Here is a 12,779-nt window from a genome sequence, read left to right as displayed (position 1 = left end):
CTTCGGCCGCTACTGCTTGGCGATCAGCGTCAGCAGCGACGCCTCCGGCGGGCACGCGAACCGTACGGGCGTATAGCGGCTCGTCCCGCATCCCGCCGACACGTGCAGGTAGGACGACTGACCCTCCGCCGCGTGCCGGGACAGGCCCTTCACCCGGTCCGTGTCCAGGTCGCAGTTGGTGACCAGGGCGCCGTAGAAGGGGATGCACAACTGGCCGCCGTGGGTGTGGCCCGCCAGGATCAGCGGATAGCCGTCGGCCGTGAACGCGTCGAGGCTGCGCAGATACGGCGCGTGGACCACGCCCATGGAGAAGTCCGCCGACGAGGACGGGCCCCCCGCGACGCGCGCGTACCGGTCGCGCTTGATGTGCGGGTCGTCCAGGCCTGTCAGCTCGATGTCCAGGTCGTCGATCTTGAGCATGCCCCGGGTGTTCGTCAGGTTCACCCAGCCCGCCGCGTCGAAGCCGTCGCGCAGGTCCTCCCAGGGGTTGTGGATCACGCCGGCCACGGGCGCATTGCCGTTCAGGCCGTGCTGGCCCCTGGCCTTCTCCACCAAGTAGCGTCCGGGGTTGCGCAGTGTGGGGCCGTAGTAGTCGTTCGAACCGAAGACGTACGCCCCCGGGAACTCCATCAGCGGGCCCAGCGCGTCCAGCACCTCCGGCACGCCCTCGGGGTCGGAGAGGTTGTCTCCGGTGTTGATCACGAAGTCCGGGGCCAGGCCCGCCAGCGAACGCAGCCAGCGCTGCTTCTTGCGCTGCCCGCTCACCATGTGGATGTCGGAGATCTGGAGTACGCGCAAGGGACGAGCCCCCGGTGGCAGCACCGGGATCGTCACCCGGCGCAGCCGGAAGGAACGGGCCTCGAACCCGGCCGAGTACAGCAGTCCGGCGGCGGCAACCGCCGTGATTCCCAGGGGTACTCCGTATCGCGCGCGCATAGGACCATCGTGTCAGAACACGAGGGCACCTCGACTCACCTGTGGACAACCGCGCATCGCCCGCGGAGGCGCGTGTGCAGAACGGGAGCCGATGCGGGTCCGGACGTGCGGACAACGGCCGCGCCTGTGGAAATCGACGGGCAGCCGCCATGTCGCACCTGCCACAATCGGAGCCATGACCACGCTCAAGTCGAAGCTGCACGAAGACCTCAACGCCGCGATCAAGGAGCGCAACGAGCTCCGCTCCTCGACGCTCCGGCTGACGCTCGCCGCCATCACCAAGGAGGAGGTCGCGGGCAAGGAGAAGCGCGAGCTCTCCGACGACGAGGTCACCAAGGTGATCACCCGCGAGGCGAAGAAGCGCCGGGAGGCCGCCGATGCCTTCGCGCAGGGCGGGCGCCCCGAGCAGGCCGAGCGGGAGAAGGCGGAGGGAGAGGTGCTCGCCGAGTACCTGCCCAAGCAGATGTCCGACGACGAGCTGCGGCAGATCGTCGCCCAGGCCGTGGAAGAGGCGAAGGCGGCCGGTGCCGAGGGCCCGCGCGCCATGGGCCAGGTCATGAAGATCGTGAACCCGAAGGTGGCGGGCCAGGCGGAGGGCGGCCGGGTCGCCGCCGTGGTCAAGGAGCTCCTCGCGGGCGGCTGACCGCTCCGGCCTCGCGCCGGCGCCTACGGGTGCGTACGACAGCGGGGGCGTCCCTTCACAGGAGGGACGCCCCCGTCGTCGTACAAGGAGAGGAAACGCGGAACTCGGGCTGTTCAGCCCCTCCGGCCGCCGGTTCCGTTCCCGTTCCCCTGGAGGAATCCCTCGGGGATGGAGAAGGACGGTTGCGGGTTCGCGCCGCCGTTGGTCGATCCGTTGGTGGCTCCGGCGGTCCCGCCGGTGGTCAGCCCGCCGTCGATCAGACCGCCGATCTGTCCGCCGTTCTGGTTCCCGTTGGTGTCGCCGTTGCCGTGCCCGTCTCCGCCGTCCCTCCGGTCGGGGCTGTCGGGGATGTTGACCAGGTTGAAGTCCTCGACCGGCTTGCCCGACAGTGCGCCCGACATCATGTCGCGCCAGATCGGGCCCGGGACCTGGCCGCCGTAGACCTTGTCGTAGGTGACACCGCCGATGGTGATGTGGGTCATCTGCCGCTTGTGCGCCGGGTCGCCGACCCAGACCGCGCCCGCCATGTTCGGCGTGTAGCCGACGAACCAGGCCGCGTAGCGGAAGTCCGTCGTACCGGTCTTGCCCGCGCTGGGACGGTCGCCGAGGCCGGCCTGCGTGCCCGTGCCGTCCTCGACCACGCCCTTCAGGATGGTGTTGATCGTGTCCGCGGTGGTCTCCGACATCGCGCGCGAGCACGTCGTCTTTGGAACGGGCAGCGACTTCTTCTGGTTGCCGACGGTCTGCGTGATCGACTCGATGGCGACAGGGGTGCAGTACGTGCCGCGGTCCGCGAAGGTCGCGTACGCGCTCGCCATGGTCAGGGGGGACATCTCCTGGGTGCCGAGCGCGATCGACGGGGCCTGGTTGATCTGGCCGCCGTCCGCGCGGTTCACGCCCATCTTCTTGGCCATCTGCGTGACCGGGCAGATGCCGATGTCACTGATCAACTGCACGTAGTAGGTGTTGACCGACTTGGCGGTCGCTTCCTTCATGCCGTACGGACCGTGCTCCGACTCGTCCTCGTTGGTGAGCTTGGTGCCGTCGGTGTTCACCCACTGCTTGCCGTCGCAGGTCGACACCGGGCTCGGGTACTCCATCTCGTAGGGGGACGGGTACTCCTGGGTGGCGGGCATGCCGCCCTCGATGGCGGCGGCGGCAACGATCGGCTTGAACGTCGAACCGGGCTGGTAGCCCGCGCCACCGCCCATCGCCTTGTCCACCGAGAGGTTGATCTGCGTCTCGTTCTTGCCGAAGCCGTATGGGCGGGACTGGCCCATCCCGAGGATCTTGCCGGTGCCGGGCTCGACGATGGTCGCGGCCGTGGCCACGTCGTCGCTCTGGTTGACGTGCTCCTTGATGGACTTCTGCACCGAGTCCTGCGCCTGCGGGTCCAGCGTCGTGCGGATCGTGAGGCCGCCGCGGTTCCAGATCTTCGCCCGGTCCGTCTGGGTCTTGCCGAAGACCGGGTTGTTCAGGAACACCTCGCGGACGTAGTCGCAGAAGAAGCCCGCGCCCTTGACCGCCGTGATGCAGCCGTTCTTCGGCTGGCTGACGTGCAGCCCGAGGGGGGTCGCCTCGGCCTTGTCGGCTTCGCCCTGCGTGATGTCGTGCACCTCGGCCATGCGCTGCAGCACCACGTTGCGCCGCTTCTTGGCCTCCGCCTCGTCGCTCACCGGGTCGTACCGGGTGGGCGACTGGACGAGACCCGCGAGCAGCGCGGACTCCTGAAGGTTCAGGTCCTTGGCGTGCTTGGAGAAGTAGCGCTGGGAGGCGGCCTCGACGCCGTACGCCTGCTGGCCGAAGAACGTGATGTTCAGGTAGTTCTCGAGGATCTTCTTCTTGCCGAGCTTCTGCTCGATCTGGATCGCGTACTTCAGCTCGCGGATCTTCCGGCCGAACGTCTGCTGGGTGGCCTGGGCGACCTTCGTCGGGTCGTCGCCGGCCTCCTCCACGAAGTAGTTCTTCACCAGCTGCTGGGTGAGCGTGGAGGCGCCTTGGGCCACGCCGCCGTTCTGCGCGTTCTGGTTCAGCGCGCGCAGGACGCCCTTCAGGTCGATCGCGCCGTGCTGGTAGAACCGCGAGTCCTCGATCGCGACGATCGCCTTCTGCATGTACGGCGAGATGTCCTTGAGTTCCACCACCGTGCGGTCGCGCGAGTAGACCGTGGCGATCGCGCTCCCCTGGTTGTCGAGGATGGTGGTGCGCTGGCTCAGCTGCGGGCTCTTCAGATTGGCCGGGATCTCGTCGAATCCCTTGACCGACCCCTTGGCGGCAAGCCCGAGCGCGCCTGCGGCGGGCAGCGCGATGCCGGCCATCACCGCCCCCGCGAGCACACTCACTCCGAGGAACTTGGCGGCCTGCTGCACGGGGGACAGCCCCCCGCCCGAGCGCTTCTTTGGCATGAGGGAAGCCTACGTTCTCATTCGCCGGACACGCGTCTAGGCCTTGGCCTAAGCTGATCTCAACTGTCACAGCAGTAGGACCACGTATCAAGTACGTCCGGCGAACCCGAATCGTTCCGGTGTTCCCCAACTTTTTTGTTGGGTACGTGTCCGAATCCGCCTTGTGTGTCACCAGGCATCCGTTGTGGCGCAGCTGAACTGTCCGGTTTTTCCGGGAAGTCGTGTATGCCGTCAGCTCACTCCCCCGGGTGATCTGCCGTTTACCCATAGTCCGTTCGGGCCATTCAAGATTGGGCCCGAAGGGGGTGTTGCGCTGTGCCCACCTTCCGTAACGTCCTCAACTGGCGGCGGTGAATATGCCGCTGCCGCCGTGGGGGAGCCTCGATTCGGGAGAGGACGGCGCCGGTATGGGCTGGGTAACCGACTGGAGTGCGCAGGCGGCCTGCCGCACTACCGATCCAGATGAACTGTTTGTGCAAGGAGCAGCGCAGAACAGGGCCAAGGCAGTGTGCACCGGATGTCCGGTACGCACGGAATGTCTGGCCGATGCTTTGGACAACCGCGTCGAGTTCGGCGTGTGGGGAGGCATGACGGAACGGGAGCGCCGCGCACTGCTGCGCAGGCGGCCGACCGTCACCTCATGGCGCCACCTACTGGAGACCGCACGCACTGAGTACGAGCGCGGAGCGGGTCTGCTGCCACTTGACGAGGAAGAGGTCTACGAGAACTACGCCGCTGTGGGTTGACGGGCAGAGTCGCTTCCGGGTGCGGAGTTCGCTGCCGGAGGGGGCCGTTGACCACCCTGGCGTATGGCTGTCCGCGGCCGGCGCGCTTGGCCATTGCTGGATGTTCGGTACGCGCGTCCATGGCCGGATGCGGGGCGCCCTCGGGCGCCCCGGCCTGCCCTTGGTGGAATTCACGGAACCCGTGGTGTTCGCGGGATCCACGGGAGCTGATTCGCCGAGGCGGTGACGTCTTGGGGACTGCCTGGCGAGGCGTTGTCGCCGTGAACGGGCTTGGCCTGTGTTGCAGTCGTCACAAACACGCCTTTATATCGGGCATTTCGGTCATTGGGTCGCACGTTGGGCCTGCGGGACGCTCCCCGCAGCCTCTTGTGGCTCTCCGGTCACGGGGGTTTGTGGCCGGCTCGCTGTTGAGTTGTAGGCCGGCAGAGGGCATCCGCGCACAGGTCTCGTTCCTACGGCCGCCTTGGTGTGAGGCGGATAGGACTCGGGCGGATGTCGCCAGCCTGGTCGCAGCCGTGGCCGGGTGCCGTCGGCATCCACGCGTGTGCCCGGCGTGCAGAAGGGCACGGCGCCGCAGGTCCTTGGGCGCCCAGGGCAGGCGCCCAAGGCTCCCTACGCGTACGCCTCGTCCTCCTCGGTGCCGCCGAGTTGGTTGGCCGCGAGCCGGTCCCCGATGTTCCGCAGTCCCGTCAGGTCGTGGACGTCGCCGGGCAGCGCGGCCACTTCCGCCACAGGCACCTCCGGGTGACGTGCGGTGAAACGATCACGGGTGCGCTGCTCGCGGGAGAGCAGCTGCATACGTTCCGCATGCAGCCTCAACAGGCCTGCGGTGAGTTGCTCGACGCTCCGGTCCTGGTCCGCGGCGGCGGGGGAGCCTGCGTCACGGTCCGGTGCTCCGGATGGAGAAGCTTCTGAACTGCCGTGCGTGTCGGGAGAGTTACGAATTCCAGCTTTCCCGCCCCGCTGATCCACAATGCGGGACTCTTCAAGATTTTCGGCGGCGCCGAGCGCTCGCTCGGCGGAGAGCTGGGCGGCACCGCTGCCGTGGACGCGGTTCAGCACCAGGCCGGCCAGCGGCATGTCCTCGGCGGCCAGGCGCTGCACGAAGTACGCCGCCTCCCGCAGTGCGTCCCGCTCGGGCGCCGCCACCACCAGGAATGCCGTACCGGGCGCCTGGAGCAGCTTGTACGTGGCGTCCGCGCGGGTGCGGAACCCTCCGAACATGGTGTCCATGGCGGCCACGAACGTCTGGACGTCCTTCAGGAGCTGGCCCCCGAGCAGCTTGCCCAGGGCGCCCGTCATCATCGACATCCCGACGTTCAGGAACTTCATCCCCGCACGGCCGCCCACCTTCGCCGGGGCCATCAGGACCCGGATCAGCTTGCCGTCGAGGAAGGACCCGAGGCGCTTGGGGGCATCCAGGAAGTCCAGCGCGGACCGAGAGGGCGGGGTGTCGACGACGATGAGGTCCCATTCGTCCCGCGCCCGCAGCTGCCCCAGCTTCTCCATCGCCATGTACTCCTGCGTGCCCGCGAAGCCCGCCGAGAGCGACTGATAGAAGGGGTTGCCCAGAATGGCGGCGGCCCGCTCGCGATCCGCGTGCGCCTCGACGATCTCGTCGAAGGTGCGCTTCATGTCGAGCATCATGGCGTGCAGTTCGCCGCCCGCGCTCTCGTCGATGCCCTTCACCCGCCGGGGGGTGTTGTCGAGTACGTCGATGCCCATGGACTGGGCGAGCCGGCGAGCCGGGTCGATGGTCAGCACGACCACCTTGCGGCCGCGCTCGGCGGCGCGCAGCCCCAGGGCGGCCGCCGTCGTCGTCTTGCCGACGCCGCCGGAGCCGCAGCACACGACGATGCGGGTGTTCGGGTCGTCGAGGAGCGGGTCGACCTCCAGGACGGGGCCCGGGTTCAACGCGCGCGTGGAGTTCGTGTCGAGGGGATTGGCCGCGTCCTGGGCGGAGGCCGTGTCGTCGCTCGCGGGGGCGGGGTCCGATGTCATGAGATCCCTTGCTGACGCAGTTCCGTGGCAAGTTCGTACAGGCCCGCCAGGTCCATTCCCTCGGCGAGCAGCGGCAGTTCGTGCAGGGGCAGGCCCAGTTCCGTGAGCGTGCTCCGCTGCTCGCGCTCCAGGGCGAACCGCTCCGCGTACTCGTCGGCCTGCTCGAGCAGCGGGTCCACCAGACGCTCCGCGAGCCCGCCACGGCGCGCCCCGCCGAGGCCGGCGACCGACAGGGACTTGGCGACGGCCGTTCGCGGCACGGCCCGCGCGAGGTCGAGGTCCGACTCGTCCAGCACCATGGGCCGCACCATGTTCACGATGATCCGGCCCACCTGCAGCTTCGCGGCGCGTAGTTCGGTGATCCCGTCCGCCGTCTCCTGGACGGGCATCTCCTCCAGGAGCGTCACCAGATGCACGGCCGTCTCCCGGGACTTGAGCACCCTCATCACGGCCTGGGCCTGATTGTGTATCGGGCCGATCTTGGCGAGGCCCGCCACCTCGTCGTTCACGTTCAGGAAGCGGGCGATGCGTCCGGTGGGCGGCGCGTCCATCACCACGTAGTCGTAAACGAACCGGCCGTCGCGGTCCTTCCTGCGGACGGCCTCGCACGCCTTGCCGGTCAGGAGCACATCCCTCAGGCCGGGCGCGATGGTGGTGGCGAAGTCGATGGCACCGAGCTTCCTCAGCGCCCGCCCGGCGCCCCCCAGTTTGTAGAACATCTGGAGGTAGTCCAGCAGGGCGAGCTCGGGGTCGATGGCCAGCGCGTACACCTCGCCGCCGCCCGGGGCGACGGCGATCTTGCGCTCCTCGTACGGCAGCGCTTCCGTCTCGAAGAGTTGTGCGATGCCTTGTCTGCCCTCCACCTCGACGAGGAGAGTGCGCTTGCCCTCGGTCGCGAGGGCGAGCGCCAGTGCGGCGGCCACCGTGGTCTTCCCGGTGCCGCCCTTGCCGCTTACGACCTGGAGCCTGCTCACGTCTTCGAGCCTAACCAGTCTGTGTGCGCCCTACGCGGGAGGCTGTGGACAACTCCCTCCGCCGTCGGCCACATGTCCCCTCGAACCGACGCGCCGGACGGCCGGATACCGCCGGTCACATCGGGGTCGCGGTCGAACGGATGCAGCTGGTCCCACCAGGACCGTGGTCGGCCACATGACCAGGTCGCCGCAACGGCTACAGTCGGCCCATGGCCAAGTGGGAATACGCAAAGGTTACGCCACACACGATGGCATGACCAGGCGGCCGCCTGACCAGCGGTTATGCGTCACCTGACGATGCGTCAACCACAAACGACCCCTTGTGTGGCAGCGTCTCGATACGCCCCTGCTCGCGTAGCTCTCGCAGCGCCCTACGCACCGTGTGATCAGCCACCCCGTATCGCTGCGCGAGCCGCAGGATCGATGGCAGGGCGGCCCCAGGCGGAATGCGCCCCGAGTCGATATCAGCGTTGATTGCGCGCACTACTCGCTGCCATTCGTACTCAGCCATGGGACCAGGCTCGTACGGCCAGCCATGGCCCGCACACGTAGACCATGGTGCACCGTGGCTATTCGGGGCGTACCGTGGTGTATTCATAACAGAAAGCGGCCCCCCCGCTGGACTGGCCAGAACAGCGAGGCAGGGCCATACCGACTGGAAGGAGTCGGCATGGGCAGGCTACGGCCATTGGGGTACGACGCAGCATGCAACTTGACTTTGTCATGTACGCGAGAAAAGTGCCGGCCTTTGAAGTTACCCGTGAGTAACTTAGAAGTCGTGTGCGCCTGCGTGAGCGCACGAAAGAGCCCTGCCGGACCACAGGGGTCAGGCAGGGCTCAGAGAGGCTCAGGCAGGCGCTCAGACCCATTCCACGGTTACGCGACCATTGAGCACAGCAGCCGCTTTGCTGCCCCTGCTCTTTTCATCGCTGCGCGCCTTGCGAACGGTCACCTTCTTGACGAACAGCGAGACGAACGAGCGGCGTTCAGCGAGGGGGGCCGATTCCCACCAGGACCCCGGGCCCATGGAGTCGCCATTGTCAGACTCGGTCCATCCGCTGATAGGCAGCACCAGCGAGCCAGCCTGGCCGAGTACCTCAAGGCGGGCATCAGCAGCGCTCAGACGCGCTTGCTGAGTCTTCACGTCCTCTTGCCAGCGGGCACGGCCCACAGGGTCGCCAGCGAACAACTCGCGGTCGTCGTAAAGCTGGGTCAGCGCCCTCGTAGCGTCTGCCCTTTCCTGCATGACGGCGCCCCGCTCCTGCGCTGCCTCTGGTGTCTCGTTGATCTCCGCGTAGTGCGCTGTCACGCGTAGAAGAATCTCGCGCGATTCCTCGTCCCATTCCGCAGCAGAGATCAGCGCGAAGATGCTGCGCACCACGTGAACGTCAAGCGCCGTACGGCTGATGTAGCTGCGCCCCTCATGGTCGCCAGACGCAGCGTTCAGAGGCTTGCCCGCAGGGCGGTTGCAGAAGTAGGACGGGCGGGCAGCATTGTTCGCGCTCATCGAGTAGCCACAGGCGCATTCCATGATTCCCATGGAAGACAGCAGCGCCGTAGTCCTGTGCTCGTTCATGCGCTTGGGGCGCGCGTCGAGCCATTCCTGGATGGCGAACCAGTCAGCCTCGCTGAGAATCGGTTCCCATGCGCTGACAGGCTTGCCCTCAGCATCGCGCCGGACACGGTGACCGGTAACACGCTGCTGCGCGTCGTAGATGGCCTCAGCGTCGAAACCAGCCAGGTGGGGGTGTCGCAGCATCCGAATCAGCGTCTTGGGGTGCCAGGCGCTACCGGAGCTGCGCTTACCGCGCGAGGCGCCCAGGGTGGCCACCCCTTCGGCATTCAACGTCGAGCAGATCGAGTGGACAGAGTCAGTGCCAGCGAGCAGGGTTTTAGCGATGCGCCGGATAACCTCGGCCTCATCAGGCTGAGTTACGAGCACCTGGACAGCAACAGGCTTGCCGTTCGGCGCAGTTCGGGTTTCCTGGCGCAGTCGTCGGCCGTAAGGCGCCTTACCGCCAACGTAGCCACCCAGGCTCTTTGCCAGCGCAGCAGCGTCACGGACGGCAGTGCTCTTGTTCTTGGATTCCTGGTGCGCTGCGTCGATCCGGAAAATCAGGTGGATCAGGTCCATGGTGTCGCCAGGACGGAATACGCCCTCAGCGACAGAGACAATCGTCACCCCAAGCGATTGCAGCTCGCTGACGATGGGCATTGCGTCGAGCGGCTCAAGACGGGAGAACCGAGAAACGTTGTAGACGACGACGACATTGATCCGGCCCAGTCGGCAGTCACGGAGCAGCCGCTCAAAGTCGGGGCGCTCCGTCCCGCTGTAGGCGCTGATACCGACGTCCTCATAGTGACCACACCAGACAGCCTCGCGACCCTGGCGCGCAGCCTCAGCAGCGAACGAGCCGAACCGAGCAGCGTTGGCCTCGCGCTGGCTGGCAGGGCTCGCCTCGCTGCCGTTGACCCTGCCGTAGGACTGGCGCGTATAGCCTGCAACGTGAAAGTTCATACCGCTGACCACCTGGGGTGTCGTCATGGCTGAAGCAAGCCATCGTTCTTGGGAATACGCAACCGTGCCGCTGCTCGTCCACGCCACGAAGCAGATTCTGGACACCTGGGGCGAGGACGGCTGGGAGCTCGTCCAGGTCGTGCCCGGGCCGAACAACCCCGAGCAGCTGGTGGCCTACCTGAAGCGGGAGAAGCAGGCATGAGCGCGGTCGAGTCACGCCTTGCCGAACTGGGGCTGACGCTGCCGGAGGTCGTGCCGCCGCTCGCCGCCTACCAGCCGGCCGTGCGGTCCGGGGCGTATGTGTACACCGCCGGCCAGCTCCCGATGGTCGAGGGCAAGCTTCCGGTGACCGGCAAGGTGGGCGCCGAGGTTACCGCCGAGGAGGCCAAGGACCTGGCCCGCACCTGCGCGTTGAACGCTCTGGCCGCGGTCAAGTCCGTGACGGGCGACCTCGACCGTATCGCGCGTGTGGTGAAGGTCGTCGGCTTCGTGGCGTCGGCATCGGACTTCACGGGCCAGCCGGGCGTCGTCAACGGTGCCAGCGAGCTGCTCGCCGAGGTGCTTGGCGACAAGGGCGTGCACGCCCGCAGCGCGGTCGGCGTGGCGGTGCTTCCGCTGGACGCGCCGGTCGAGGTGGAGATCCAGGTGGAGCTGACCGAGGCGTGATCGACCCCCCCAGGGTGACGGCCGTCCCACTCGGATCCGGGTGCTGGAGAGGCGCCGGTCCCCTGGAGGAGACGATCATTGCCTCTCGAACATCAGCTCACTCCGGGATAGCCTCCGTCCATGGGGAATGGGCAGTGGTTTCCACCGGAGTGGCCAGAGCGGATCCGCGCACTTGCGGAGGGCACGCTCACTCCGGTCGTCCCGAAGCGCGCGGCCACGGTGATGCTCCTTCGGGACACCGAGGGGTTCCCCGCCGTCCACATGTTGCGCAGACGCGCCTCCATGGCCTTCGCCGGAGGCGCGTACGCCTACCCGGGCGGCGGTGTCGACCCGCGCGACCACGACCGCATGATCCGCTGGGCGGGTCCCGCACGCGCGTGGTGGGCGGACCGTCTCGGTGTCGACGAGACGTCCGCCCAGGCCATCGTCTGCGCCGCCGTACGGGAGACGTACGAGGAGGCCGGTGTCCTGCTGGCCGGGCCCACCCCTGAGACCGTCGTGGGGGACACCACGGGCACGGACTGGGAGGCGGACCGCGCCTCGCTGGTCGCCCGTGACCTCTCCTTCGCCGAGTTCCTCGACCGCCGGGGGCTCGTCCTGCGCTCGGACCTGCTGGGCGCGTGGACGCGCTGGATCACCCCAGAGTTCGAGCCCCGCCGCTACGACACCTGGTTCTTCGTGGCCGCGCTCCCCGAGGGGCAGCGCACCCGGAACGCCTCCACGGAGGCCGACCGCACGGTGTGGATCCGTCCGTCGGAGGCGGCGGCCGCGTACGACAAGGGCGAACTGCTCATGATGCCGCCGACTGTCGCGACGCTGCGCCAGCTGGTGCCCTACGCCACCGCGGCCGACGCCCTGCGGATCGCGCCGGACCGCGATCTGACCCCGGTTCTGGCCCGGGCCCGCTTGGAGGACGGCGAGGTGGTGCTGAGCTGGCCCGGCCACGACGAGTTCACCAAGCACATCCCGACGGGTGGAGCGCCCGCATGAACCACGCCACGGAAGGTGCCTCCGCATGACGGACGCCGCAGCTCTCCCCGGACAGCCGCGCGGCGGGGTCCTCTCGGGTCCCGCCACCGAGCGTGCCGTCAACGTCCTCGCCCCCAACGCGTCAGCGATGACCCTCGACGGCACCAACACCTGGATCGTCTCCGAGCCCGACTCCGAGCTCGCGGTGGTGATCGATCCCGGGCCGCTCGACGACGGACACCTGAGCAATGTGATCAACATGGTGGAGAAGGCCGGCAAACAGGTCGCGCTCACGCTGCTCACGCACGGCCACCCGGACCACGCGGAGGGCGCCGTACGGTTCGCCGAGCTGACCCGCACCCATGTGCGCGCCCTGGACCCGGCGCTCCGGCTCGGCGACGAGGGACTCGGTCACGGCGATGTCGTCACGGTCGGCGGCCTGGAACTGCGCGTCGTGTCGACGCCGGGCCATACCGCGGACTCGCTGAGCTTCCACCTCCCGGCCGATCGCGCTGTCCTGACGGGTGACACCATCCTCGGCCGCGGTACGGCCGTCGTGGCGCACCCCGACGGCCGGCTCGGGGACTATCTGGACTCCCTGCGCCGCCTGAGGTCGCTGACCGTCGACGACGGCGTCCACACCGTGCTGCCGGGCCATGGGCCCGTCCTGGAGGACGCCCAGGGCGCCGTGGAGTTCTACCTCGCCCACCGCGCTCACCGGCTCGCCCAGGTCGAGACCGCGGTCGAGAACGGTCACCGCACACCCGACGAGGTCGTGGCACACGTCTACGCGGGCGTGGACCGTTCCCTGTGGCCGGCGGCCGAGCTGTCCGTACGGGCGCAACTGGACTACCTGCGGGAGCACGGGCTGATCTGAGGCGCCCGGAAGCCGCTCACGGACCTGGTCGACGACGGGCCGCA

Annotated in this window: 12 protein-coding genes; 6 read left to right on the top strand and 6 right to left on the bottom strand. The window is 68.0% G+C overall.

Annotated elements, in window-relative coordinates; all coding sequences use genetic code 11:
* Nucleotides 1–9: 9 nt before the first annotated feature.
* The gene (locus ACWDA7_RS16045) at nucleotides 10–936 is read right to left on the bottom strand and encodes a metallophosphoesterase (RefSeq protein WP_450604807.1); all 927 of its coding nucleotides are present in this window, start codon (nucleotides 934–936) and stop codon (nucleotides 10–12) included.
* A 175-nt stretch (nucleotides 937–1,111) separates the two neighbouring features.
* On the opposite strand from ACWDA7_RS16045, the gene ACWDA7_RS16040 reads away from it, so the two are divergent.
* Nucleotides 1,112–1,579, top strand: coding sequence for a GatB/YqeY domain-containing protein (locus ACWDA7_RS16040; protein ID WP_450604806.1), 468 nt, complete (start codon nucleotides 1,112–1,114; stop codon nucleotides 1,577–1,579).
* 113 nt (nucleotides 1,580–1,692) lie between these two features.
* Here the strand turns inward: ACWDA7_RS16040 and ACWDA7_RS16035 are convergent, their stop codons facing one another.
* Nucleotides 1,693–3,984 carry a transglycosylase domain-containing protein gene (locus ACWDA7_RS16035; RefSeq protein ID WP_450604805.1) on the bottom strand — a complete coding sequence of 764 codons (2,292 nt, stop codon included), beginning with the start codon at nucleotides 3,982–3,984 and terminating at the stop codon, nucleotides 1,693–1,695.
* 407 nt (nucleotides 3,985–4,391) lie between these two features.
* Here ACWDA7_RS16035 and wblA point away from each other — a divergent pair, with 407 nt between their 5' ends.
* A complete protein-coding gene (wblA, locus tag ACWDA7_RS16030) occupies nucleotides 4,392–4,730 on the top strand; it encodes a transcriptional regulator WblA (RefSeq protein ID WP_037649120.1) in 339 nt (112 codons plus the stop codon).
* Nucleotides 4,731–5,342: 612 nt separating this feature from the next.
* Here the strand turns inward: wblA and ACWDA7_RS16025 are convergent.
* From ACWDA7_RS16025 to ACWDA7_RS16010, 4 genes are all read right to left on the bottom strand, one after another.
* Nucleotides 5,343–6,731, bottom strand: a complete 1,389-nt coding sequence (locus tag ACWDA7_RS16025; RefSeq protein ID WP_450604804.1) for an ArsA family ATPase — start codon at nucleotides 6,729–6,731, stop codon at nucleotides 5,343–5,345.
* Nucleotides 6,728–7,705: an ArsA family ATPase gene (locus tag ACWDA7_RS16020; RefSeq protein WP_450604803.1), complete on the bottom strand. Its 978-nt coding sequence runs from the start codon at nucleotides 7,703–7,705 to the stop codon at nucleotides 6,728–6,730. Before ACWDA7_RS16020 ends, ACWDA7_RS16025 begins: the two co-directional genes overlap by 4 nt.
* Before the next feature lie 280 nt (nucleotides 7,706–7,985).
* Complete coding sequence (locus tag ACWDA7_RS16015) at nucleotides 7,986–8,216, bottom strand: winged helix-turn-helix domain-containing protein (protein WP_450604802.1); 231 nt, start codon at nucleotides 8,214–8,216, stop codon at nucleotides 7,986–7,988.
* 348 nt (nucleotides 8,217–8,564) lie between these two features.
* Nucleotides 8,565–10,250 (bottom strand): recombinase family protein, encoded by a 1,686-nt coding sequence (locus tag ACWDA7_RS16010; RefSeq protein ID WP_450604800.1) that lies wholly within the window; start codon nucleotides 10,248–10,250, stop codon nucleotides 8,565–8,567.
* Between ACWDA7_RS16010 and ACWDA7_RS16005 the strand changes: the two genes are divergently transcribed.
* The 4 genes from ACWDA7_RS16005 to ACWDA7_RS15990 all read left to right on the top strand — a co-directional run bounded on the left by ACWDA7_RS16005 (nucleotide 10,249) and on the right by ACWDA7_RS15990 (nucleotide 12,735).
* Nucleotides 10,249–10,425, top strand: coding sequence for a DUF4177 domain-containing protein (locus ACWDA7_RS16005; RefSeq protein ID WP_450604798.1), 177 nt, complete (start codon nucleotides 10,249–10,251; stop codon nucleotides 10,423–10,425). The two genes, ACWDA7_RS16010 and ACWDA7_RS16005, sit on opposite strands and share 2 nt — an antisense overlap.
* Nucleotides 10,422–10,889 (top strand): RidA family protein, encoded by a 468-nt coding sequence (locus ACWDA7_RS16000; protein WP_360996101.1) that lies wholly within the window; start codon nucleotides 10,422–10,424, stop codon nucleotides 10,887–10,889. The genes ACWDA7_RS16005 and ACWDA7_RS16000 overlap by 4 nt, the downstream gene beginning before the upstream one ends.
* Before the next feature lie 120 nt (nucleotides 10,890–11,009).
* The gene (locus ACWDA7_RS15995; protein ID WP_450604797.1) at nucleotides 11,010–11,879 is read left to right on the top strand and encodes an NUDIX hydrolase; all 870 of its coding nucleotides are present in this window, start codon (nucleotides 11,010–11,012) and stop codon (nucleotides 11,877–11,879) included.
* 25 nt (nucleotides 11,880–11,904) lie between these two features.
* Entirely contained in the window at nucleotides 11,905–12,735 is an 831-nt protein-coding gene (locus ACWDA7_RS15990; protein ID WP_450604796.1) for an MBL fold metallo-hydrolase, read from the top strand.
* Nucleotides 12,736–12,779 lie beyond the last annotated feature (44 nt).

The organism is Streptomyces sp. NPDC001156 (genome assembly GCF_053598275.1).
Note: the sequence above shows the minus strand (reverse complement) of the source record. Positions and strands in the feature narration are given on the sequence as shown.